Origin of the sequence: Vibrio lentus (genome assembly GCF_030409755.1) — a bacterium.
Classification (GTDB): domain Bacteria; phylum Pseudomonadota; class Gammaproteobacteria; order Enterobacterales; family Vibrionaceae; genus Vibrio; species Vibrio lentus.
Genome location: NZ_JAUFQE010000001.1, coordinates 1,096,756 through 1,121,211, shown reverse-complemented (window position 1 = coordinate 1,121,211; position 24,456 = coordinate 1,096,756). Strand labels below are relative to the sequence as shown.

21 protein-coding genes and 2 pseudogenes are annotated in these 24,456 nt (G+C 44.3%); 12 read left to right on the top strand and 11 right to left on the bottom strand.

All coding sequences use genetic code 11. The features are described from left to right. Window positions 1-62 precede the first annotated feature (62 nt). The 3 genes from nfsA to arcC all read right to left on the bottom strand — a co-directional run bounded on the left by nfsA (window position 63) and on the right by arcC (window position 2,534). Complete coding sequence (gene nfsA / locus QWZ07_RS04650) at window positions 63-785, bottom strand: oxygen-insensitive NADPH nitroreductase (RefSeq protein WP_017087636.1); 723 nt, start codon at window positions 783-785, stop codon at window positions 63-65. Window positions 786-880: 95 nt separating this feature from the next. Next, entirely contained in the window at window positions 881-1,501 is a 621-nt protein-coding gene (locus QWZ07_RS04645; protein WP_192853626.1) for a TetR/AcrR family transcriptional regulator, read from the bottom strand. 124 nt (window positions 1,502-1,625) lie between these two features. Beyond that, window positions 1,626-2,534 (bottom strand): carbamate kinase, encoded by a 909-nt coding sequence (arcC, locus tag QWZ07_RS04640; RefSeq protein WP_192853627.1) that lies wholly within the window; start codon window positions 2,532-2,534, stop codon window positions 1,626-1,628. A 396-nt stretch (window positions 2,535-2,930) separates the two neighbouring features. Between arcC and QWZ07_RS04635 the strand changes: the two genes are divergently transcribed. From QWZ07_RS04635 to QWZ07_RS04605, 7 genes are all read left to right on the top strand, one after another. Continuing rightward, on the top strand, window positions 2,931-4,367 hold the full coding sequence (locus tag QWZ07_RS04635; RefSeq protein WP_192853628.1) for an APC family permease: 1,437 nt from the start codon (window positions 2,931-2,933) through the stop codon (window positions 4,365-4,367). Window positions 4,368-4,383: 16 nt separating this feature from the next. Beyond that, entirely contained in the window at window positions 4,384-5,475 is a 1,092-nt protein-coding gene (aguA, locus tag QWZ07_RS04630) for an agmatine deiminase (protein ID WP_192853629.1), read from the top strand. 132 nt (window positions 5,476-5,607) lie between these two features. Further along, on the top strand, window positions 5,608-6,654 hold the full coding sequence (argF, locus tag QWZ07_RS04625; RefSeq protein ID WP_192853630.1) for an ornithine carbamoyltransferase: 1,047 nt from the start codon (window positions 5,608-5,610) through the stop codon (window positions 6,652-6,654). A gap of 175 nt (window positions 6,655-6,829) precedes the next feature. Further along, window positions 6,830-8,095 carry a RidA family protein gene (locus tag QWZ07_RS04620; protein WP_192853631.1) on the top strand — a complete coding sequence of 422 codons (1,266 nt, stop codon included), beginning with the start codon at window positions 6,830-6,832 and terminating at the stop codon, window positions 8,093-8,095. Between the two features lie 177 nt (window positions 8,096-8,272). Beyond that, complete coding sequence (locus tag QWZ07_RS04615) at window positions 8,273-9,256, top strand: HAD family hydrolase (protein WP_192853632.1); 984 nt, start codon at window positions 8,273-8,275, stop codon at window positions 9,254-9,256. 205 nt (window positions 9,257-9,461) lie between these two features. Beyond that, the gene (locus tag QWZ07_RS04610; RefSeq protein WP_192853633.1) at window positions 9,462-10,157 is read left to right on the top strand and encodes an aspartate/glutamate racemase family protein; all 696 of its coding nucleotides are present in this window, start codon (window positions 9,462-9,464) and stop codon (window positions 10,155-10,157) included. Window positions 10,158-10,800: 643 nt separating this feature from the next. Further along, entirely contained in the window at window positions 10,801-11,037 is a 237-nt protein-coding gene (locus QWZ07_RS04605) for an HP1242/YdcH family protein (protein WP_012600119.1), read from the top strand. Window positions 11,038-11,310: 273 nt separating this feature from the next. Here the strand turns inward: QWZ07_RS04605 and glpD are convergent, their stop codons facing one another. The 5 genes and pseudogenes from glpD to QWZ07_RS04580 form a co-directional block, all read right to left on the bottom strand. Continuing rightward, window positions 11,311-12,870: a glycerol-3-phosphate dehydrogenase gene (glpD, locus tag QWZ07_RS04600; protein ID WP_048669081.1), complete on the bottom strand. Its 1,560-nt coding sequence runs from the start codon at window positions 12,868-12,870 to the stop codon at window positions 11,311-11,313. Window positions 12,871-13,140: 270 nt separating this feature from the next. Then, window positions 13,141-13,930, bottom strand: a pseudogene (locus QWZ07_RS04595) (DeoR/GlpR family transcriptional regulator). Window positions 13,931-14,205: 275 nt separating this feature from the next. Further along, window positions 14,206-15,726: a glycerol kinase GlpK gene (glpK, locus tag QWZ07_RS04590; protein ID WP_017108878.1), complete on the bottom strand. Its 1,521-nt coding sequence runs from the start codon at window positions 15,724-15,726 to the stop codon at window positions 14,206-14,208. A gap of 59 nt (window positions 15,727-15,785) precedes the next feature. After that, window positions 15,786-16,640: an MIP/aquaporin family protein gene (locus tag QWZ07_RS04585; protein ID WP_004732234.1), complete on the bottom strand. Its 855-nt coding sequence runs from the start codon at window positions 16,638-16,640 to the stop codon at window positions 15,786-15,788. A 448-nt stretch (window positions 16,641-17,088) separates the two neighbouring features. Further along, window positions 17,089-17,519 (bottom strand): annotated as a pseudogene (locus QWZ07_RS04580) (PACE efflux transporter). Between the two features lie 127 nt (window positions 17,520-17,646). On the opposite strand from QWZ07_RS04580, the gene QWZ07_RS04575 reads away from it, so the two are divergent. Then, window positions 17,647-18,528 (top strand): LysR family transcriptional regulator, encoded by an 882-nt coding sequence (locus QWZ07_RS04575; RefSeq protein WP_076677256.1) that lies wholly within the window; start codon window positions 17,647-17,649, stop codon window positions 18,526-18,528. A gap of 92 nt (window positions 18,529-18,620) precedes the next feature. Here the strand turns inward: QWZ07_RS04575 and arsB are convergent, their stop codons facing one another. The 3 genes from arsB to QWZ07_RS04560 all read right to left on the bottom strand — a co-directional run bounded on the left by arsB (window position 18,621) and on the right by QWZ07_RS04560 (window position 20,779). Then, window positions 18,621-19,676 (bottom strand): ACR3 family arsenite efflux transporter, encoded by a 1,056-nt coding sequence (gene arsB / locus QWZ07_RS04570; RefSeq protein ID WP_017108881.1) that lies wholly within the window; start codon window positions 19,674-19,676, stop codon window positions 18,621-18,623. A 102-nt stretch (window positions 19,677-19,778) separates the two neighbouring features. Then, window positions 19,779-20,120 carry an ArsR/SmtB family transcription factor gene (locus tag QWZ07_RS04565; protein WP_192853634.1) on the bottom strand — a complete coding sequence of 114 codons (342 nt, stop codon included), beginning with the start codon at window positions 20,118-20,120 and terminating at the stop codon, window positions 19,779-19,781. Between the two features lie 134 nt (window positions 20,121-20,254). Further along, window positions 20,255-20,779 (bottom strand): HPP family protein, encoded by a 525-nt coding sequence (locus QWZ07_RS04560; RefSeq protein ID WP_192853635.1) that lies wholly within the window; start codon window positions 20,777-20,779, stop codon window positions 20,255-20,257. 138 nt (window positions 20,780-20,917) lie between these two features. Here QWZ07_RS04560 and QWZ07_RS04555 point away from each other — a divergent pair, with 138 nt between their 5' ends. The 4 genes from QWZ07_RS04555 to QWZ07_RS04540 all read left to right on the top strand — a co-directional run bounded on the left by QWZ07_RS04555 (window position 20,918) and on the right by QWZ07_RS04540 (window position 24,439). Beyond that, complete coding sequence (locus QWZ07_RS04555) at window positions 20,918-21,490, top strand: TetR/AcrR family transcriptional regulator (RefSeq protein WP_076668465.1); 573 nt, start codon at window positions 20,918-20,920, stop codon at window positions 21,488-21,490. A gap of 78 nt (window positions 21,491-21,568) precedes the next feature. Next, a complete protein-coding gene (locus QWZ07_RS04550) occupies window positions 21,569-22,366 on the top strand; it encodes a Cof-type HAD-IIB family hydrolase (protein ID WP_102249465.1) in 798 nt (265 codons plus the stop codon). A gap of 197 nt (window positions 22,367-22,563) precedes the next feature. Continuing rightward, window positions 22,564-23,211: a DsbA family oxidoreductase gene (locus tag QWZ07_RS04545; RefSeq protein WP_192853636.1), complete on the top strand. Its 648-nt coding sequence runs from the start codon at window positions 22,564-22,566 to the stop codon at window positions 23,209-23,211. A gap of 34 nt (window positions 23,212-23,245) precedes the next feature. Continuing rightward, on the top strand, window positions 23,246-24,439 hold the full coding sequence (locus QWZ07_RS04540; RefSeq protein WP_192853637.1) for a winged helix-turn-helix domain-containing protein: 1,194 nt from the start codon (window positions 23,246-23,248) through the stop codon (window positions 24,437-24,439). Window positions 24,440-24,456: the final 17 nt, after the last annotated feature.

Genomic DNA, 24,456 nt, shown 5'->3' with positions numbered 1-24,456 from the left:
TGTGATGACGAAACGGAGCTAACCTCTCTGAACCTTTCTCTGTCTTCAGAGCTGTTCTCGAGCTATCGTTTGGTCAGTTGTTTACTGTTCAAGTAAGGCAGAATGTGCGGGCGAGATTCGCCAGACAACTTCTGTGTGATCTGTTGTGACCAACTGCTTTGCTTCTGATTGCTTGAGCGGTTCGCGTAGTAGCTTTGCATTGAATCGTCGTAGCTGGCAATTTCATCTAAGCTCAACGGTTGGTATTGATTTTCGTGCATGACCACGTGAGCAGGAAGGCGAGGTTTGACTTCAGGCTGCTGCGCAGGGTGACCTAAACACATACCAAATAGCACGGCCGTGTGTTGTGGAAGTTCCAGTAGTTCATCGACTTGTTGCGCGCTGTTACGCAAGCCACCGATGTACACGCCACCTAAACCAAGAGACTCCGCAGCCAGCATACAGTTTTGCGCCATGATGCCAGAATCGACTGCGCCAATCAGGGTCAGTTCAGTAAAGTCGGTTTTCACTTCAGGGTTGATTTGAGCGTGGCGTTGATAGTCGATACAGAACACCAAAAACTCAGCCGCGTTCTCAACATAAGCTTGGTTACCTGCGTATTCGGCTAGCAGTTTTCGCTTCTCTTTGTCTGTCACTCTCACGATAGAAACAGCCTGTAATAAGCTCGATGATGACGCGGCAAGGCCTGCCTGAACAATTAAATCGAGTTGCTGCTGCTCTATTGGTTGATCTGTATATTGACGAATGGAGCGGTGCCCCAGAATGGTTTCAATCGTGCTGTTCATAACTCTCAGACAGTCCTTGTTTTTATGATGTCTTACAAATCACCATAACGACATTTGTGGTTGGGGTAAACCTCAAAAACTGCCTTTGTCGAAGACTAATGAGTTTGGCTTTTCATTGTTGTAGGGCAAATGTGAGGGATGTATAACTGAAGGTATGATTCCGTCAGTCTAACGGCTTCATTGGCCAGTTCAGGGGTGATGTGTCCATGTTGGCGATAAGACAAAGAGTATATTTTATCAGCGACTTGCAGTGAGATAGCGAAGACGTTGATGGATTGTGGTAATTGAGGAACATCAAAAAACTGTCGATAAATCGTTTCTACTTCTTTACCAAGAATTAAGTCATTCTCGGTGTCTGCATGACCCAACTCCGTGAACGTATGACGACCCAAAATAAGCTTTTTGGCAATAGGGTGATCGTTGTAATAATTAACATACGCTGTTTCAATCATGCGGTTGATGTCAGTCCAATGATTAACATGCTCGGCATCTATACATTTACCTAGCAGAGAGTCGAAATCAATAAATACGTCATCTAGCAAGTTATGGAATAAGTTCTCTATATTTGGGTAGTGATGATAAACCGTGGATGTTGCCATTCCACACTCTTTAGCAACATCATACATTGAAATATCAGTAGCTTCGCGGCGTTCCATTAGTTGCACAACAGCATCATGAATTCGAATTAACTTTTCTTCGGTGGTTACTTTGCGCATCTAATGATCCTCATTGTTATTTGGAACACAAAAAACATAAAGGGTTTTCAAGCAAAGTTCCAATTGGAATACCAAAACTTAGACTTTATTACCCTTTATTTATATAAACCATGATAACCCAATGTTAGGCGTTAATATGTGTCCCCGTTTTACCTTCTATGATCTCTAGTGCGCTAGATAGATCACCAATGTGTCCGTGTTGTTTTGTCTTTTCAACAAAAAGACAGCATGCGTCTACCTTCGGCCCCATAGAACCTGCTGGGAATGTGTATTTCTTCATTTGTGCAACAGATACGTTTTCAAGCTTCTCTTCTTTGGGTGTTCCCCAATCTAAACAAACATGAGACCCATCGGTAAGGATCAGTAAATGTTCTGCGCCGATTTCTTCTGCGATAAGAGCCGCTGTCATGTCTTTGTCGATTACTGCTTCAAAACCTACATAAGCGCCATCTTTTTCGACGACTGGAGCACCGCCACCGCCACCACAAATAATTAGGTGCTCATTTTCTAGTAAGTCTTTGATGGCTTTTATTTCTAATACTTCTTTGGGTGAAGGTGATGGAACCACACGACGCCAGTGTGCGCCGTCAGGTTTCACAATCCATTGGTTGGTTTCTGCGAGTTGTTTGGCTTGTTCTTCTGTATAGACAGGGCCAATAAACTTGGTTGGGTCGGCGATCGCAGGGTCGTTCTCGTCAATCACAATACGAGTCAGAATCGTGGTAGTAAAGCGGTCTTGAATCGCAGCATTCAACCCTTGCTGAATAAGGTAACCAATCATTCCCTGAGTCTCAGCGCCAAGTACATCAAATGGGTAAGGAGGACAATCTTTGTACGCATTGTTTTGTAATGAGAGTAGCCCTACTTGAGGGCCATTTCCGTGCACAACCACTAAACGGTAGTCTTTACTGAGTTCAGCCAGAGAGCTGGCGGTTTGTGCGATGCTCTTTTTTTGGTTTTCACAACTCATTACTTCACCACGTTGTAGTAAAGCGTTCCCACCGACAGCAACAACAATAATAGGCTTCGACATGTTTAACTCTCCAAATAATATTTTGCTCAGTGCAAATAAGTTGGTTTGAATTGTATTTAAATATTGTCAGTGTCGTGGGGATAAAAATCACAATTCGATTTGTGCTCAATATTTGATGTTTTTAGTCGCCTATATGTCACAGAAAGTCCTAATTATCGCTAGATTAACTAGATATGTGATCTTGGTTTTGAAATAGAAAATGTATTTATTAATCGAATGGTTATTGACCAAAATCAAGTATTCCGACTTTTAGCATTATAAATCTAATATTTGTTGGGTTTATTTTGTTTTTACCCCGAACTCGTTTGTGTAAAACCGATATTCAATTTTCATCCCAGTTCACTACATCGCTTTGCCGTTTAATTAATCCCGAATTAGAGATTAAGGAGCTAAGAGATGAGTAACGAAACGCAAGGAAAAATGGGGGTTACGGGAATTGCACTCTTTACACTGTGTGCAGTTTTGGTGGTCGACACATTAACCGCGTCAGCCAGTATTGGTGTCAGTGCCATTGGTTGGTGGGTGTTAATGCTGGTCTTCTTTGTTATCCCATATGGCTTAATTACTTCTGAATTGAGTACCACTTACCCAGGTGAAGGTGGGATATACGATTGGGTAAAACAAGCCTTCAATTTTAAATGGGCAGTCAGAACAACGTGGTTTTACTGGATTAACGTTGGTTTATGGATGCCCGCGGTATACATCATGTTTGCAGGGATGTTTGCTGAGCTCTTCATGCCAGATCTGTCTTTATGGGGACAAATCGCCATTTGTATATTACTGACGTGGCTAACGGTTTTGATTTGTAATGTGTCTGCCGACATCGGTGTTTGGGTCACAAATATTGGCGCTATATTAAAAATCATCGTGATCAGTACATTGGGTGTGGGCGGCTTTATCTATGCAATGAAAAACGGCGTTGCCAACGAGTTTACGTTGCCCGCAATGATGCCTTCATTGGATTCTGCGGTCTCTTTCTTACCCGCGATTGTGTTCAACCTAATGGGTTTTGAACTGGTTGCGACCATGACTAAAGAAATGAAAGACGTTCGTGATATGCCTAAGGCCGTCTTCCTCTCTATCGGTATCACCGCTTTCTTATACATCTTCGGTACGGTAGGCATTTTGATGGCGCTACCTGTCGAAAGCATTGGTTTGGTGTCTGGCCTTATCGATACGTTTAGAACACTTTTCGGCACTGGTGTGGTTGGTACAGCGATGGTGTACATCTTCGGCACTTTCGCTTTGTTAACGCTTATCGGCAACATGGTGAGTTGGACAATGGGTGCCAGCCGAGCTGCTGCTGAAGCCGCTCAGGAAGGTGAACTTCCAGCCCCTGTCGCGAAAGTGTCAGAGAAAGGTTCCCCGGTTGGTGCAAACAATATTACTGGTACGGTATCAACGGTCGTCATTCTGTCTTACGCGCTGTTTGCTCAGGGCAATGATGATCTGTTCTGGTCGATATTTGCCTTCTCCAGCTGCATTTTCTTACTTCCTTACCTGTTCATGTTCCCGGCATACCTAAAGCTTCGAGTGGTTGATGGTAAACGCGAACGCCCATTCAAAGTTCCGGGTGGTATGGCGGCTCAATGGGTGATGTCGATTATTTGTTTCTTGGTCGTCCTTCAAGCCGTGATCTTGTTTATTTTCCCTGAGGCTCTTGATTTAACCGTTGCAGATTGGGGATACACAGGACCTGTTTTGATTGGTGTGATTGCCACCATCCTTGCTGGTGAATGGATTCTTCTAGGCGCTCTAAAACGTAAGAAGCAGCAAGGTTCAGACGATAACGACACGACCGAGACACAAAATAAAAAAGAAGCTCAAGCATAATTTAAGGGACATAACGATGAAAAAACTGATTGATACCACTCCAAAACATGATGGCTTCAGAATGCCAGGGGAACACGAGCCACACAGCGAAATTTGGATGGCTTGGCCAGAGCGCACCGACAACTGGCGCAATGGAGCAAAACCAGCACAAGCGGTGTTTGCTGATGTTGCCACCAAGATCAGCCATACGACACCAGTCACCATGCTCGCGAGTTCAGACCAATACGATAACGCAGTATCTCGTTTACCAGAGGACATTCGAGTATTGGAAATCTCGACTGATGACTCTTGGATGCGCGACATCGGTGCGACTTATGTTGTTGATGACAGCGGTGAACGCCGAGGAGTGGATTGGGAATTCAATGCATGGGGCGGGTTTGTGGATGGATTGTATTCACCGTGGAACCGCGACAACCAAGTCGCTCAAAAGATGTGTGAAACCATTCGTGACTCTCGATACCGCGCTCCAATAGTACTAGAAGGCGGTTCAATTCACGTTGATGGCGAAGGCACGCTCTACACAACAGAAGAATGCCTATTACACGAAAGCCGCAACCCAGATATGAGCAAAGAAGAACTGACGGAAGTGCTTTGTGAACACCTCAATGTTGAGAAAGTTATCTGGCTGCCTCGTGGTTTGTATAACGATGAAACTAATGGCCACGTCGACAACATTCTCCACGTCGTGAAGCCGGGTGAAGTGGTTCTCACATGGTGCGATGACAAGAACGATCCTCAATATGAGATCAGCAACGAAGCCTATGACTACATCACCAGTCAGACTGATGCCAAAGGCCGTCAGATAAAAGTACATAAGCTGCCAATGCCAGGTCCTCTTTTCATGACCGAGGAAGAAGCGGCAGGTATCGATATCGCAGACGGAATGGAGCGAGAAGCGGGTGAGCGCTTAGCGGCGTCGTATGCCAATTACCTGATTACCAATAACCAAATCGTGTTGCCGTTGCTCGATCCACGCTACGACAACGATGTTATCGGAATCTTGGAAGGCATTTATCCAGGCTACGAAGTGAATGGCGTCCCAGCTCGAGAAATTTTGTTAGGTGGCGGCAACATCCACTGCATCACCCAACAAGTACCAAGAGTTTAGTTACAACAGAAAAACCAATTTAATCCCAAACGCAGCGGTTCTTAAAAGTGATGGCATGTATTCAAAATCAAATCGCCATGAAAGTGAACTTGAAAGAACCGCGCACAAAATTATGAAAAATAGGAACTTATTATGAAATTACCTTCTTCTAGCGCAACTGAACTAAACAAAGCAAACCTAGAGCATATGGTCTCCATGAAAGACTTCTCTGTTCAAGAAATGGACAACATGATGGAGTTGATGACTCACCTGAAACAGGCGCGCAAAGACAACGCTATTCCGCCACTGTTCAAAGGCAAGTCAGTAGGGATGATCTTCGAAGCGGGGTCTACTCGTACACGTGTTTCTTTCGAAGTGGCGGCAACATTATTGGGTGGTCATGCACTATTCCTATCACCAAAAGACATTCACTTAGGTGGTAAAGAGTCGATTGATGATACTTCTCGTGTTTTATCGCGTATGTGCGACATCATCATGGCTCGTACCAATAGCCCCGAAACACTCGATGGCCTACTTGAAATGTCGACAGTGCCAGTGATCAACGGCCTTGATACGCGTTTCCACCCAACTCAAATGCTTGCGGATCTCTATACGATCAGAGAACACATCACTGATGGACGTAAGTTGTCTGATCTCACCTTAGCATTCATGGGTGACGCGACGGATGTGTGCCGTTCACTGATGCTGACTTGTGCTAAGTACGGTATGGGCTTTAAGCAAATTGGTCCTAAGAAATACCAAATGGAACAAGAGTGGATCGACATGGCGCTGAACTTCTGTGAAGAGTCTGGTGGCACGATTGAAATTACTGATGATGTAGAGCGCATCAGTGACTGTGATGTGGTGTACGGCGATAGCTTCTACTGGGTCACGCAAATGGATGAGAAGGAAGAGCGCCTTGCGGCATTCATGCCTAACTACGTGATTACTGAAGAGCTAATGGCTAAGGCTCGCCCAGGCGCAATGCTGCTGCACTGCCTACCTGCGAATGACAAAGAAGAAGTGACTCGCGGCGCACTAGAAAGTGAATACTCAGTGGCGTTCGATGAAGCCGAAAACCGACTCACTGCGCAGATGGCAATTTTAGTGTACTTCACACACAAAGATGCGGTTATCCCAACACAAGAAACCGTTAAGCATCACGAAGAAAAAATCAGCAGCTTCCTAAGCACGCTGTAGAGGTTTATTCGTGGGGGCATCAGTGCCTCCACTGTTTAAAGTGAATTAAGCTGGACCAGTATTTATCACGATTTATTGGTTCGGCTATTTTTGTGCCTTTTATTTTGAAATGTCGATAAACACGTGGCCGATTGGCTCTATCTGACATCAATACTCGAATAGGAGATGTATCGACATGAGTGCCGATATTATTAAAGTTTCAAGAAACACTGAAGATGCACCGCTGAGCCCTTTCTCAACACAATCGGTGGCATTTTCACACTACAATAACCTATCTGCTCAATTACCGACCGATCCTAAAACAGGCAGCCTGATCTCTGGCTCTTTAGAAGATCAAACAAAGCAGTGCCTATTAAACATTCAAGCGATTGTGGAGAGCATTGGACACCATATGCACGATGTAGTGAGAGTAAATATATACTTGAAAAACATTGCAGATATCGATGTAGTTAATGGAACCTACGCGTCTTTTTTCCAACACTACGTCCCAACATACACGGCACTCGCTGTTGCTGATTTACCGCTCGAAGGTGCTCATTTACAAATGGATGCAGTGATCTCGAATGGTGAAGGCACTTACCCACAAGCGGCTTGTGAGTTAGTAAAGATCGCAAGAAATACTCAACACGCACCAGTCAGTTCTTTATCGACTCAGACGGTGGCTTTCTCTCACTATAATCACATTTCAGCTCAGCTACCGATTGACCCGCAATCGGGCAGCATCGTTGTTGGTAGAGCAAAAGAGCACGCGATTCAATGCCTCAAAAACATCAAATCGATACTGGAAAATGTAGATGTTCCGTTTGATGACATCGTGAAAGTGAATATCCATGTGAGAAGCCTTGATGACCTTGCAGCAGTCAATGAAGTGTATACCACCTTCTTCCCGGATTCCGCGATTGCGAGGGCTGTCGGTTACATGCCAGCGCGCTCGGTGACGGTTGTAGAAGGCCTAGCAATGGGAGCGTTAGTGCAGATGGATGCGATCGTGTCACACGGCGATGGCACTCCGCCACAAGCGGTTGAAGATCGACATGGAATAGTGATTAAGGCAAACAATACCAAAGCTGCACCAATCAGTGGGCACTCCACGCAAACCGTGGCTTTTTCTCACTACAACAATATCTCCGCTCAGTTACCGCTAGACCCAACAATTGGGGCAATTGTTACGACAGGCGCAAAAGAGCAGACGATGCAGTGCCTAAATAACATTAAAGAAGTGATTGAAAGTGTTGGCCACGTGATGGATGACATCGTGAAGTTGAATATCCAATTAAGAGACATGGCAGATCTAGATGTGCTTAATGACGTTTGTACGCACTATTTTGACGGTCCATTACCTGCGCGTACGGTTATCGGTGTGTCTGATGTTCCTATGGGGGCTTTGGTGCAAATTGATGCAATTGCTTCCAATGGTGAGGGAACCCCGCCTAGCTTTTAAGCGTTCTATGTAGCATCAAAACAACGAGGGTTGGCCGTGAGGTTAACCCTCGTTTTACGTTTGTTCCAATAGAAATATGAGTATTGGTTATAGTGTCCATAAGTGGAAAATCAGAGTAGACCAACTAGGATGAATTGAATTAAACCCTACAATTAATTCAACAACATGGTAGTTGCTATGAAGAAAATAACCCTTTTATCTGTCGCGATTTTATCTAGTCTCTCTTTCTCGTCTTTTGCTAAAGACTGTGACCCTAATCTGCTGCCTTCTTGGAAAGATAGTGAGAGCAAATCCGCTATCGTCGACTATGTTGGGAAAACCACCAAAGCTGAGTCTGATACGTTCGTGGCGATTGAAGATCGTATCGCCGTGTTCGATAACGACGGTACGCTTTGGTCGGAAAAGCCTTACTACTTCCAATTGGCGTTTGCGTTAGACCGTGTAAAAGAAATGGCACCAGATCACCCTGAATGGAAAACCGAAGCCCCTTTTAAGTTTGTGCTTGAAAATGATATCGAGGGCGTCCTTAGTAGCGGTGAAGAAGGGTTACTGAAAATCATTATGGCGACACATTCTGGTATGACTGTTGAGCAATACCAACAAGACGTTGAGAAATGGTTAGAGATAGCAAAAGACGGACGTTTCAATAAAGCCTACACAGACCTGACTTATCAGCCAATGAAAGAGATGCTGACTTACCTACAAGAGCATGACTTTAAGACTTACATCGTGTCAGGCGGAGGCGTTGACTTTATGCGAGCGTGGGCTCCAGAAGCTTATAACATCCCGCCAGAGCAGATTATCGGCAGCGCGCTTAAATATAATTACAGCTACAACGATGGTAAGCCGATCGTTACCAAAAATTCGTCCATTTTGACGATTGATGACAAAGCCGGAAAGGTCACTAACATTCAGCATATCATCGGTAAGAAGCCTATTTTAGTAGTAGGCAACTCAGATGGTGACCAAGCGATGATGCAGTGGGCAACGAGCCAACCCAACTCAATGGCTATGATTGTTCACCATACCGATGCCGAGCGAGAATGGAAGTACGATCGTGAGTCCCATGTTGGTAAATTAGATAAAGCACTCGATGAAGCGAACTCTAGAGATGACTGGACACTGATCGACATGAAATCAGATTGGTGTGAGGTGTACTAACGCTTAGTTTACCTTTGGTCAAATCATAAAGGCTCGGATTTTTAATTCGAGCTTTTTTGTTCGCGGACGTTTTTGAAATCAGCGGTTTGGAATGAACGTTTAAAAACAATGAAGGCTTAATGCCTCGCTATAAGCAAGAACGTACTATAAGTTCTTAACTCATGACGGTTTAATCGGATAGTCGAAAAAATAAAGGAATAGAAACATGAAAACGATCGGTTTGCTCGGCGGTATGAGTTGGGAGTCGACAGTAAGCTACTACAAATCCATCAACGAGGGCATTAAAGCGACCCTTGGTGGGCTCAATTCTGCAAAGGTTTGTATGTACAGCGTGAACTTCGATGAGATAGAAAAGCTCCAACATCAAGGTCGTTGGGAAGAGACAGCCGACATTTTATCGGACGCGGCTTTATCGGTAGAGAAGGGTGGGGCTGATTTCATTCTGATTTGTACCAATACCATGCATAAGGTCGTTCCTGAGATCGAAGAGAAGATCACGATCCCTATCTTGCACATCGCTGATACCACCGCGCAGAAGCTGCTTGAACAGGGCGTAAAGAAAGTAGGATTACTTGGTACGGCTTTCACGATGGAACAAGATTTCTACAAAGGCCGCCTGACTAACAAGTTTGGTATCGATGTTGTGATTCCAGATGAGAGTGACCGACAGAAAGTGCACAACATCATTTATCAAGAGCTGTGTCGAGGCGAAGTAAAAAAAGAGTCTCGAGATGTATATCGTCAAATCATCGAGAAGCTAAGCCAGCAAGGTGCTGAAGCCGTTATTCTGGGCTGTACTGAAATCGCCCTGCTGATTCAGCAACAACATACCGATGTGCCACTGTTTGATACGACAGCAATTCACTCTGAAGCGGCAGTACGTTTGGCGACGAGCGACTAACATTTAGCGACTCGTTTTTTAGATCCTCGTCATGGATCCACAACTGTCCTCTTTCAGTTTTTGATCGATTTTTATTCAGTTGAGTGAAAGTTTTTTGTACAAAAGCAGGTCGTTAATTAATGAAGCGATGCTTTGTTCATTAACCAAGGCTTTATCGTTAGGTAAGGCTTTAGTTAATGACTGAGGTATCTGCACTTAAAAGCACTATGCTTTAGTCATGACTAAAAGAGGATTAATTATGAAATGGCTTATCTTATCTGTAACGCTATTGTTTGTGGCAGGATGCCAATCTACAGGCTCTGACACATCTTCACATGATCAAATGAATAAAGTGGATACGAGTGGGTGTAGTAGTTAATCTCTTTTTCAGAAACACCTTTTTAGCTGCTGTTATTATCATTTTTGTCACTGTTCTTATAAAGACCCCCATAAAAAGCCTTGTGATTACACGAGGCTTTCTTCTATGTAAAACAGCGTATCCCACCGACTGATGTTGTAAATTTGTAAATTTGTAAATTTGTGAATCTGAATTGTCTATATTCTAGGCTGTGTACTGGATCTCATTTGTTATTTGAAGCACTTGCTAAGGTTAATAATGAAATGTGCTTAATACCAATCACTTTACTCAACTTAAGAGGTTTCTATGCTAGGTGAAAATCACTCTCTTGTTCACGAATTTCCTGAAATGAAAGACAAAATTGCTGAGCTTGCTAAAACTGACGATGGCTTTGCAGCAGATATGAAGACATACGACAACCTTGATAAAGAGATTCGTAAACTAGAGCTGAAAGATTCACCCATTGATGACGGCTCGATGCACCAACTAAAACATGATCGTTCTGAGCTTAAAGATTCACTGCATGCTCGTTTAATTGCCTAGCTAGCGGGTTATTTTGCTGAATAGCTAAATTAAATAGTTAGTTAGCAAATTGCAGATTGAGACAATAAAAACTCCTTCGGGAGTTTTTTTTGTTTATGCGTTCCAGTCTCTATCTGAACGCATAAGAATATTTGGATACAAGAAACCGTAGATATAGGTAAATTCAATTAGCACTAAGGTTTTGTCAATAGGGCGGATATAAAAAAGCTTAGCGCGGGGGACGCTAAGCTTCGTTGTTAAGTATGTTCTTGAACCATGTTTAGGCTGGTGGGATTAGCCTACTTGAGAAAAGCTCACTACCTTGCTTTGTAGTTTCTCTTTCAGGTAATCCGTTACTGCTTGCTGCTCGGATTCGCTCATGTACAGGCCAAGTTTGGTTCTGCGCCACAAGATGTCTTCATCAGTCATCGCCATCTCTTCATTGATCAAGTAATCGATTTCAACTTGATAAACGCCATGGGCTTCGCTTGAGAATTGGCTGCCAAGGTCAGCTTCGCTATTCGCACCTTCCAGTAGTTTCCACGTGTAAGTACCGAATTGAGTCACATAACGAAGTAACAACGCTTCAGACGCCCAAGGGTATTTAGTGTGGATCATCTTCGCAAGCTGCTCTCTGCTACAACTAAAGTTACCGCCTGGAAGCGTGTTGTTGGCTGTCCAAGGCGCACCCATGTTGGTTAGGTGTGGTTCTAACTTCTTAAGTGCTGCTTCGCCTAGCTTACGATAAGTGGTCAACTTGCCACCGAAGATCGAAAGTAGTGGTGCTTGATCCAGCTCTGCGTCTAATTCGAGCGTGTAGTCACGAGTGATCGCTTGCGGTGAATCAGATTCGTCGTCACAAAGTGGTCTTACGCCACTGTATGTCCAAACCACGTCTTCACGGCCAAGCTGTTTAACAAAGTGCTGGTTAACGATATCAATCAAGTAATCCACTTCGACATCATCAATGGCAACGTTGCGTGGGTCGCCTTTGTATTCGAGGTCGGTAGTACCGATGATCGAGAATTTATCTAGGTAAGGGATCATGAACACAATGCGATTATCTTTGTTTTGCAGAATGTACGCTTGTGGTTCGTCATGAATGCGTGGCACAACAATGTGTGAGCCTTTGATCAGACGAATGTTACGAGGCGAAGCCTGCTCTAATCCATCATCAAAGAACTGTTTAACCCAAGGACCAGCAGCGTTAACAAGCGCTTTTGCTTTGCGTTCAAAGCGTTGGTTTGTCATCACATCAAGGATCGTCACATGCCAAATACCACCCTCACGGTGCGCTTTTTCAACACGGCAGTAGTTGCGTACTTCAGCGTTGTTTTCTTTTGCTGCCAAAACGTTGAGCAATACCATTCGCGCATCATCAACCCAGCAATCTGAGTATTCGAAACCGGTCTTCATTTCTGGCTTCAGTAAACCTGATTTAGCCAAGTTCACCGTTTTACTTCCAGGAAGTGTGGTGCGTTTACCCAAGTTATCGTAAAGGAATAGGCCACAGCGGATCATCCAAGCTGGGCGTAAAAATGGTCGATGAGGTAAACGGAAACGCATTGGTTGAGCAACATGAGGTGCTTTTCTTAACAATACTTCGCGTTCTGCAAGCGCTTCCGAAACCAAACGAAACTCGTAATGTTCAAGGTAACGTAAGCCACCGTGGATCAGTTTTGAACTTGCAGATGAAGTAGCAGAAGCAAAATCATTTGCTTCGTATAAGCCAACGTTGAGACCACGACCTGCTGCATCTGCCGCGATACCTGCACCATTGATGCCGCCGCCAATCACGATCAAGTCTAAAGTGGAAGATGTACTGTTGTTTGAATTATTTTGTTGAGCACTCATGATTTTGACCTCTTGCTGAGCGAACGAGCATTTTAGAACATAAGTGAATCCTATCTTAACTTTCGTTTGCGGTCATTTATTATTTTCGTTTATACGCGTTTTATGTGATTTGGACATAAAAAAACCTCTGCTTATGAAAGCAGAGGTTCAAATAAATCTAATTCGAGCATAGAAGCGACACTGGTAGTGAGCAAGTTTTACTTTTTTAACTTTTCTATAAAGAATCGTGATTCATTTAAGAAAGTGGCGTCACTGAGCACTTATGTTGAGTTATTCGCTCACAGGACGAGCGGTATCAATCACTTCTAATGGTATTGCTGAATCTTTAAGGATGTTGAGAATCTCTTCCGGTGGCTGCTTATTAGTAAACACCATGTGCGCTTGAGAGATATTGCTTGCCGAGCTTAACCATGGCGTTACGACCAAACTTTGTGTGGTCAACGGCTAAGAAGATGCTGCGGCTGTTCTCGATGATGGCTTGTTTTACTCGAACTTCGTGATAGTCAAAATCGAGCAGTGAGCCGTCAAAGTCGATGCCACTGATACCTAAGATGCCGAAATCGAGGCGGAACTGCTTCACGAAATCGAGTGTCGCTTCACCAACAATACCACCATCGCGGTTACGTACTTCACCGCCCGCCAAGATAACCTTGATCTCTGGGTTCGGTAGAAGGATGCTCGCAACATTGATGTTGTTGGTCACGACTCTCAATTGTTTGTGATTTTTGTTGAGTGCGCGTGCGACTGATTCTGGTGTAGTGCCGATATCAACGAACAGGGTTGCACCATCTGGGATGTGTTTAACCAGTTCGTCTGCAATCACGTCTTTTTCGTTGAAGTTAAGCGCTTTACGCGTGTTATAAGAGGTGTTTTCCGAGCTTAAAGGAATGGTTGCACCACCGTGATAGCGACGGATTTTGTTGCTATCGGCCAGTTCATTGAGGTCTCGTCTGATGGTTTGTGGGCTGACATCGAACTTTTCAACGAGCTCTTCGGTACTCACATATCCTTGTGTTTTTACCAGATCTACAATCTGCTGGTGTCTTGGTATCTGCTTCACTTAACTTACCACTCCCTGCGCGCAAAGGGCTCTAGCGCGTCAAAATCGAAAATATAAACTCACGCTATTGTGCTCGAATTGATGAAAAGAGAGAAGTAATGATGGTAAGGAATCATGTCTAAACCGCAAAAACGCTGCTCAAAACATGGAATTTGAGCCTGAAACGCAAAAAAGAACACAAAATAGTGCTCTTTTTAGTTTCGTTTGCTGAGGTTCGAACAATCTAATCGACTAAGAAGGGATTATTCGTGCTCCTCTGTTAACTCAAGCTTAGATTACTCTTCGTCGTCATCGTGCAGTTCAGACCAAACCTGTGCACACTTGATAGCACGCTTCCAGCCTTTGTAACGGCGGTTACGCTTCTCTTCGTCGTGGTGTGGCATGAACGTGCGGTCAAGAACGGCTTTGTCTTGAAGCTCATCAATGCTGTCCCAGAAACCAACCGCTAGGCCAGCAAGGTAAGCGGCACCCAGAGCGGTTACTTCCGTTACTTCAGGGCGGTGAACTTCAGTATCTAGCACGTCTGATTGGAATTGCATTAGGAAGTTATTCGCTACTGCGCCGCCATCAACACGTAGTTTCGCTAGCTTGATGCCCGAGTCAGCTTGCATCGCGTCTAGTACGTCACGCGTTTGGTAAGCAATACCTTCCAGCGTTGCACGAATGATGTGGTTAGAGTTAACACCACGAGTTAGGCCGACAATCGTACCGCGAGCATAAGCATCCCAGTATGGTGCGCCTAGGCCAGTAAATGCAGGAACCACGTAAACGCCGTTTGAAGAGTCTACTTTGGTTGCGAAGTACTCAGAGTCTTCTGCACCAGCCAGTAGCTTCATTTCATCACGTAGCCATTGGATAGATGCGCCACCCATGAATACTGCACCTTCAAGTGCGTATGCAGGCTCACCTTTAGGACCACATGCTAGTGTTGTTAGTAGGCCATTCTTCGATGTTACTTTCTCTTGGCCTGTGTTCATTAGAAGGAAACAACCCGTGCCGTAAGTATTCTTAGCTTGGCCTGCTTCTACACACATTTGACCGTAAAGTGCAGCTTGTTGGTCACCCGCAATACCCGCGATTGGGATACGCGTACCGCCTTTACCACCAAGGTTCGTTTGACCGTAAACCTCTGAAGAGCGCTTCACTTCAGGCATCATGACTGCTGGAATGCCCATTTCATCAAGTAGCTTCTGGTCCCAGCATAGGTCATTGATGTTGAACAACATAGTACGTGACGCGTTGGTGTAATCCGTAACGTGAACACGCCCTTGAGTCATCTTCCAAACTAACCAAGTATCAACCGTACCGAACAGTAGTTTGCCAGCTTCAGCGTCTTCACGAGCGCCTTCAACGTTGTCTAGAATCCATTTTACTTTGGTACCTGAGAAATACGGGTCAAGGACTAAACCTGTATTGTCACGTACGTAGTCTTCTAGGCCACGCGCCTTAAGGTCTTCACAGATATCTGCTGTACGGCGACACTGCCATACGATTGCGTTGTAAACCGGTTTGCCAGTTTCTTTGTTCCAAACAATGGTGGTTTCACGTTGGTTAGTGATACCAATACCCGCTAGCTCGTCGCTGCGAATGCCTGCTTTAGCAAGTGCTTCAACCAATGTAGAGCTTTGAGTTGCCCAGATTTCCATTGGATCGTGCTCAACCCAACCCGCTTTCGGGTAAATCTGAGTGAATTCTCTTTGAGAAGAGCTAACGATGTTTGCATCGTGGTCGAGGATTACAGCGCGAGAACTTGTGGTGCCTTGGTCTAGGGCAACAATGTATTTTTGCTCGGTCATGGTAAGAATCCTTTTTCTTTCGTTATTTATATTTTAGTAAATGTAAGGTCGCTTAGGGATTAAGCTTGAGCTTGTTCAGCTTCTTCTTCTGTTTCACATTGGTTTGGAATTGTGCAGCCTTGGCCTTCTACTGGTAGGTAAGCACCGATAACACGTGGGTACAACCAACCACCAAAACACGCACCAGCAATTGGAGCAAGAATTGGAACGATGAAGTAAGGAATATCACGAGCACCGCTTAGTGCGAAATCCCAACCTGCAAAGTAAGCAAAAAGTTTTGGCCCAAAGTCACGAGCAGGGTTCATCGCAAAGCCAGTCAGTGGACCTAAAGAACCACCAATTACTGCGATAAGAATACCGATCAGTAGAGGATTCATTGCACCGCGAGATGCGCCGTTGTTTTCATCACCTAACGCTAAGATAGCGAACATCAAAACAGCAGTAATCACAAATTCCACAGCAAAAGCGCCAAAGAAAGAAAGTGAAGCATGTGGGTATGTTGAGAAAATACCTGCTGTTGATAGTGCGTCTTGGCTGCTACGAACAAAGTTATGTGCGATTTCGTAATCAGTAAATAGGTTGCTGTATAGGCTGTATACCAGCGCAGCAGAGCAGAATGCGCCAAGCAGTTGCGAAATGATGTAAGGCACCACTTTCGCTTTATCAAAGCCATGGAACATGGCCAGTGCGATGGTTACCGCCGGGTTAATGTGTGCGCCAGAAACGCCAGCAGTACAGTAAATTGCAATCGCAACGCCGAAGCCCCAGATGATGCTGATTTCCCATTGTCCGAATGTCGCACCGGTTAATACCAGAGCGGCCACACAGCCAACGCCAAAGAATATGAGTAATCCTGTACCGATAAATTCAGCCAAGCATTGCCCAAATAAAGAAGGGTGTTTGTTTGTTGTCATGTTCGAGTCCTTTTTAGTTTTGCTTATCTAGCACGTGTATTGTGCATATATTTGCGAACTCGAAAATAAACGAACATCAAAAGTGAGCGTTTGAGCATAAAATTGTTAATTAAAGTCACTTGAAATGTTAATCCGAACACTTTTGCTCGAAAAAGATGCTCGCATGAACGTCATTGCTCGAATTGATAGGTTGCGAAGTCGCTCAAACTACCTATATGTAAATGAATGCGCAACTGGTACGAGGAGTTTGTGTTTGGATTTGTGATGCTACTTCGTGAGTGGCGGATTATTAGACTTAATTAGGGAGGGCTGTGTGATGTTTTTGCTATGTAACAAGGGCGTTAACAAATGAGCTTATATGCATAAATGAATAAACTGCCAACTAAGTTGTAGTTTGGCAGTTTCAATTTGGATGTTTGTTCTTGTTATAAGTTAAGAACTTACAGCTCTAAACCAGAGCTGCAACCTTTCCTCTCGCAACCAACTGAGCTCGGATCGAGTCATACACCCAGTTGAACGCAATCGCGTACAGCACGAAGAAGATAACAATTCCGATATCCATTACTAGTACTGTCCAGAAATCGAGTTGAAGTACCCACATCAGTAGCGGGAACGTCACCAGCATCAACCCAGTTCGAAACCTAAGCCGTGCAGAATACGTGTTTTCTTGGTTCGTTTGCTGCGGTCAGCGCCGTAAATCTTGTCGTAACCGTAGTTGTAGACGTAGTTCCATGTCATTGCTATCAGCGACAAAGACAGCGCCAAGCCTGCCATTTTTACAGCTCCGCCCCCAACAATGTAAGTTGCCGCCACGGCCATCAAAATCAAAGCTGCTAATTCAAATAGCACCATGTGTAACATGCGTTCTTTATGTGACATCTTTTTACTCTCTTTATGTTTTCTAGCCTCTATGGGCTAATGACTTGTCTAGATAATATCTATTTAAGTGATAATATAAAGATAGTTAGCATCACATATGGTGATAGTAAGTATTGGGAGAAACTGAATGTACAACATAGAACAGTTGAAGATGTTTGTGTATGCCGTTGAATTAGGGTCATTTTCTGCCAGTGCTCGTGAGTTGGGCAAGGTGCAGTCGGCGGTGAGCCAAGGTATCAGTAATCTTGAAATAGATTTTAATGTTCAACTTTTTGATCGTTCGACACGCAAACCAACGCTGACGGCGCAAGGTCAGCAGATCTTCAAACAGGTCAAAGCGATTATTCTACAAGTGGAAGATCTCAATTCATCGGTCAATGCCATCAATAATCAAGAGGAAGGGCTACTGCGTATCGCTTTAGATGATGCCTTGTTACTTCCTTCATTGCCGAAGGTGTTGGATAAGTTCAGCCGAACATTCCCAGCGACAGAAATTGAGTTAATGGCAGCGGCGAGTACCGATGTGAACCGCTTGGTGTCACAAGACCGCGCAGATATCGGCCTGATGTTTACTGACCTCGCTTTTCATGCCGATTCAGAGCCGTGCTTTATCGGTAATCTGCCTTTTGTTGCTGTGTGTCATCCAAGTCATGCTTTAGCTGAAGTGTCGGTTGCGAAGTTGCCCGACTTTATTTCTCATCGACAGCTTATTCTACGAGGCAACAAAGGTAAGGTGATTGACCATTTCCCTGTAGTCGCGGGCAAGGTGTGGTGGGCGAACAGCTTTGTTGCCATCAAGGAGATGATCGTACATAGCTCAGTGGGCTGGGCATACTTACCGAGTTACTTGGTGGAACATGAGATTCAACAAGGAAAGCTTAACCAGATAAACGTCTCGTTTGACCATAAAACATGGTCGCCTCCTGTCGATTTGGTGATCTCCAAGAAAGCGATGAAAGGGCCGGGCTTGCTGTGGTTGGAAGACAACCTCAAAACCTTACTCGATTGATCTTTTCCAAACCATAGACAAATGAAAGGGCTTACCCCGAAAGGTAAGCCCTTAGTTTTTCTAATCTGCTGCTAGATGCTAGATGCTAGATGCTAGATGCTAGATTTAACCGTCAGACCGTTGTAGTACTTGTCTTTCATCTTAAGCGCAACGTTCACTAGGTAAATCAGCACGGGCACTTCAATCAGTGGACCGATAACGCCGGCAAACGCTTGGTCTGAGTTGATACCGAATACAGAGATTGCTACAGCAATAGCCAACTCAAAGTTGTTACCTGTCGCAGTGAAGGCAATAGATGCGTTTTTGTCGTACTCAATGCCCATCTTCTTACCAATGAAGAAGCTGATGAAGAACATCGCTGTAAAGTAGATAGTCAGTGGAACCGCAATCAACAATACGTCCATTGGGAGTTCAACAATCATCTCGCCTTTTAGGCTGAACATCAGCACGATAGTCGCCAGTAGAGCAATCAGAGTGATTGGTGAGATACGTGGAATGAACACATCGTTGTACCACTGCTCGCCTTTCATCGACACAAGGATCTTACGGCTTAGGAAGCCTGCTAGGAATGGGATACCTAGGTAGATAAGTACACTGTGTGCAATATCGATCATCGAGATATCAACCATCATGCCTTCGTAACCAAATACTGGTGGAAGAACGCTGATGAATAGCCACGCCATAAAGCTGTAGCTCACCACTTGGAATGCACTGTTTAGAGCAACTAATGCCGCACCGTATTCTTTGTTACCGCCGCCGATGTCGTTCCAAACCAGAACCATTGCCACACAACGAGCAAGACCAATCAGAATCACGCCGACCATGTAACCTGGGTGGTCACCTAAGAATGTTAGCGCCAACACAAACATCAGAATTGGGCCGACAAGCCAGTTCATGATCAAAGATAGTTTGATCGCTTTCTTATCTTTTACCACGGTGCCTAACAGGTTGTAGTTAACCTTAGCCAGAGGTGGGTACATCATTAAGATAAGGCCAATTGCCAGTGGAATGTTGGTTGTGCCAACAGACATTGATTCGTTCCACTGTTCGATTTGTGGGAACAAGGTGCCAAGCAGTACACCAATGCCCATGGCGATGAAGATCCACAGCGTTAAGTAGCGATCGAGAAAACCTAATTTTGGTTTCATTATATTATCTCTTTGGTTGTTATCGTTAATCGTCGAAAAACGATATTTAAAGGCAAAAAATACGCTTAGTCTATTGTGTTCGACAAACTAAGCGTGGTTAATCTATTTTAAAATGATGTCGATAAGCGATTCAAATTGCTGAATATTATCTCGGTTAATGCGATAGCACATCTTCGGTGGTATCGATTCGGCAGTGATGAAGCCAGAGGTTTTCAAGATTCTTAGGTGCTCTGATACTGTTGATTGAGCCAAACCTAATTCACTCACCAAGTCACTGTTCAAACAGCCGCCCGATTTTTCTAACGTTGAAAGGATACTCAATATACGAACTCTTGCCGGGTGAGCGAGCGCTTTCGCTAGAGTTGCCATTTGCTTTTCAGCTTCGACATCACCATGTCCGATTGGCAGAGCACAGCCACCAGTTGTAGAGCAAGTTTCGTTCATATTGATGTTTCGCTTTCCATAATCGTTAAAAGACGATTAATAGTAAGCCCATTTTATATAAGGGTCAATGTGATCTTTCAATTTGCTTTTAAATTGGATGCCAAAATCCATATTTATCATTGAAATTCAATGGACTAAGACTTGGATGAACCAAACCAGTATAACGGCCACTTTTGTTGTGAATCGCTGTTATTCAATAGCGCACTGATACAAACTAAAGCGATGGTGCCTACTAATACGGGAGTGAATAAGAACGTCCAATCCACATGTGCGGTACCTGCCAAGGCTATCACAATCGGATTAGCGCCAGCGGGTGGGTGAACCGCTCGACAGTATTGCATTAGCATGATGGATGAGCCGACAGCGATTGCCATAGTCAAATAAGAATCCCCAAAGCCATATAACGCGATTAAGCCCACAGCAGCTGAAATAAAGTGTCCCGCAATGACGTTTCTAGGTTGAGCTAACGGCGATGTTGGCACCGCAAACAGCAGTACGCACGTCGCACCAAATGGAGCCATTAACCACGGGAAACCAGAACTTTCGGCTAATAGACACAAGGTTAAGATGCCCAGTGTACCGCCAATAAAACCTTTAATAAGCTGGCTAATGCTTGCTTTCGGAGGAAGGGCTCCACCACCAGATAGTTTGCTGATCATAATCGTTTCCTCTTCGTTATCTCTTTTATATTAAGTGTACAGATCTGTACCGTTTGATTTGAATGATACAGATCTGTACACTTCTTGCAATGAGAAATTGAGCTCTACGATTTCAGAGCGATTTGAGGTTGATGAACGATGAGTAAAAAAGATCTGATTCTGGATGTAGCAGAATCGTTGTTTAATCAGTTTGGTTATACCGCTGTTGGGGTGGATATGATTAGAGATGAGGCTGCGGTTTCCAAAACATCCATGTATCGCCATTTTGGTTCGAAGACCAAGCTGATTGAAGCCGTGTTAGAAAGGCGTCATCAGCGTTTCGAGTCGAGTTTAGAAGCGGCGCTATCATCAACGTCTGGATTACAAAACCAACTGGATGCGCTGTTAGATTGGCACCTTGCATGGTTTGAACAACCTGACTTTAAAGGCTGTATGTTTATGCACGCGCTAGCCGAATTTAAAGAGTCGGAAGATGACATTGCGATGCTCTCGCGACAGCACAAGGTTTGGCTCAAAAACAGCATTCGTGATGTGGTAAGAGGTAATGAAGAAGTAGACACTGCAATACTCGAATTACGCAGTGAATCGGTTATGACTTTTATCGAAGGACTTATTGTAAGAGGTGAATTTGGTCAGCTTGATTCAAAGTCAGACTCAAACAGACAAGCCTACCGAAAAGCATTGCATTCACTGGCTATTCTAGCGATATAATCGAACGCAGAACCGTTACACAAGATAACGAAAAATCATAATTTACACTTTAATCTTTACTTATAGGTAAGCCCTCAAATGCCACAACAGAACATCAAATTTATCGCTGCTGATATGGACGGCACTCTGCTTAATGAACACGGAAAGTTAGACCCAGAATTCTTCAATCTTTATGAGCGACTAGAAGCTCAAGACATCATTTTTGCTGCAGCATCGGGCCGCCAGTACTACAGCTTGATGGAAACCTTTTCCCCGCTAAAAGATCGTATGATGTTCGTTGCTGAAAACGGCACATTAGTGATGCACAAAGGCCAAGAGCTCTACAGCTGCTTACTTGATACTGATGCCATCAAAGACATCATCAAAGAAGCGCGTGCCATTGAAGGTGCACATGTGGTGCTTTGTGGTAAGAAATCAGCGTACATCGAAACCAAAGATGAGCGTGCTCTAGCGGAGATCTCTAAGTACTACCATCGCCGTGAGCAAGTAGAAGATTTACTGGCGGTAGAAGACGATTTCATCAAGGTGGCTATCTGTCACTTCGACGGTTCACAAGAGAAAGTGAACCCAACTATTGATGCCAAATTCGGTGAGAACTACCAAGTGGTTGTGAGTGCAAAAATTTGGTTGGATGTGATGAACGCTGAAGCGTCAAAAGGTGCGGCGATTAAACATCTACAGAACACATTAGGTTTCACTTACGAGCAGACCATGAGTTTTGGTGATTACCTAAATGACTTGGAAATGCTTAAAGAGAGCTATCACTCTTACGCGATGGAAAACGCACATCCAAAGTTAAAAGAGATTGCGCGTTTTGGCGCGCCAAGTAACGTCGATGCCGGTGTATTCCAAGTACTTGAGAAACTGCTAGCGTAACGCGGTTAAGCTCAATCCGATTTTTATCAAAGCCAACTCGTGAAGATGAGTTGGCTTTTTTGTTGGCAGCTAGTGTGTTTATCTGTATTGAACGATTGTTCAAGGTGGTGTAACTTGTAGTTAATCAGTAGTCTTAGTGATAAAGATGGGTATTCACTTGTATTGGGTACGCTTTATCAACGATATTTGGAATGACGATGAGCAAGAAACTTCAACTTGATATTATTTCTGACGTAATGTGCCCTTGGTGCGTGGTCGGCTACAAAAACCTAGAGCAAGCCGTTTCTGAACTTGGCTTAGAACAGCAGATTGAACTTGAATGGCAGCCGTTTGAGTTGAATCCCGATATGCCGCAAGAGGGTGAAAACCTGCGTGATCATATCATGAGAAAATACGGCTCTAGCGCAGAAGAGAGTCAAAGTTCACGCGAACAGCTTGCGGCGCGTGGCAAAGCGGTTGGTTTCGATTTCAATTTCTATGACAGCATGAGAATGGTCAATTCACGTCACCTGCATGTGCTGCTCGATTTCGCGTTGGCGCATGGCAAACAGACTGAGTTAAAGCTACGCTTCTTTACTGCTCATTTTTCAGAGCAGAAAGATCTGTCTGATCTTGAGGTTATCGCACAAGAACTTGAAGCGGTTGGCTTAGACTCAACGAAAGCGCTGAAACGCCTAAAGAACACCGATAACTTGAAGCAAATTGAAGCGCAAGAGTTTGAATGGCAACGCATGGGAATCTCAGCGGTTCCTACCGTGGTATTCAACCGCAAGAGTGCAGTCACTGGTGCGCAGACGGTAGAAACATACAAGCAAATTCTTCAAGAGCTTATTGCTGAATCATAAGCTGATTATTGGTATCAATTAGAGTCTGAATTACATGGAATCATTGTCACTCGCTCAAGCGCAAAAAATTGTACTGCTTTCGCAAAAATTGCCACCTAAAAAGCAACGCAATGGCGGCACTTTGGCGAACACGCTGTCTGCGATTGAAAACCTTGGGTATGTTCAAATTGATACCATCTCTGTGATTCAGCGAGCTCACCATCATACGCTGTGGAATCGTAATCAAGACTACAAGCTTGATCATCTGGATAAGCTGTTAGAGCGTCGAGAAGTGTTTGAGTATTGGTCGCACGCCGCCGCGTATTTACCCATGCGTGATTATCGTTTCAGCTTGCATCGAAAGAACGGGTTTGCGAGTGGTAAGCTTAAGCATTGGTATAAAAAGGATGATGCACTGATGGCGCATGTTCTCAAACGTATTGAGAACGAAGGGCCATTAATGGCGAAAGATTTTGAAGGGGATAGGCCAAACCCTGGAGGATGGGGCGGTAAACCGGCCAAACAGGCACTAGAAACTTTGTTTATGCAAGGTGACTTAATGGTGCCAAGCCGAGTGAACTTCCATAAGGTGTATGACCTAACTGAACGAGTTTTGCCGAGTGGTATTGATGCCTCAGAACCAACGGAACAAGAGTACATCGAGCATCTAATTACGCGTTATTTAGAAGCTAATGGTGTGGGAATAGCGTCGGAGATGAGTTATCTACTCAAGAACACTAAGCCATTGATACAGAAGACACTCCAGCAGATGCTTGAAGATAAGCAGTTGATGAAAGTGGGTGTTCAAGGCTCGGATTATTATGTGTTGCCGGATGCTTTTGAGCTGTTGAATCAGCCTCTTTCTCGAACCAAGTTAAAGATACTGTCTCCGTTTGATAATTTGTTGATTCAACGAAAGCGAATGCAATCACTGTTCAACTTTTATTACCTTCTTGAGTGTTATGTTCCAGAAGCCAAGCGCCAGTTTGGTTACTTTAGTTTGCCGATTTTATGGCAAGGTGAACTGGTGGCACGAATGGATTGTAAGGTCGACAGGAAGACCCGTTTGCTCAATATTCGTAACTTGGTTGTGGAAGATCGAATCAAAAACCATGAGTCGTTGGTTCATGCTTTATGCGATGAACTAAAACACTTCATGGTGTTCAACCAATGTGATGAGATGATCGTCCATAACACCACGCCCTCTGATCTTGGCAAGCGCTTGATGAGCCAATGGCAAACAGTCTAGTGTTCTTTGTTGTTTAG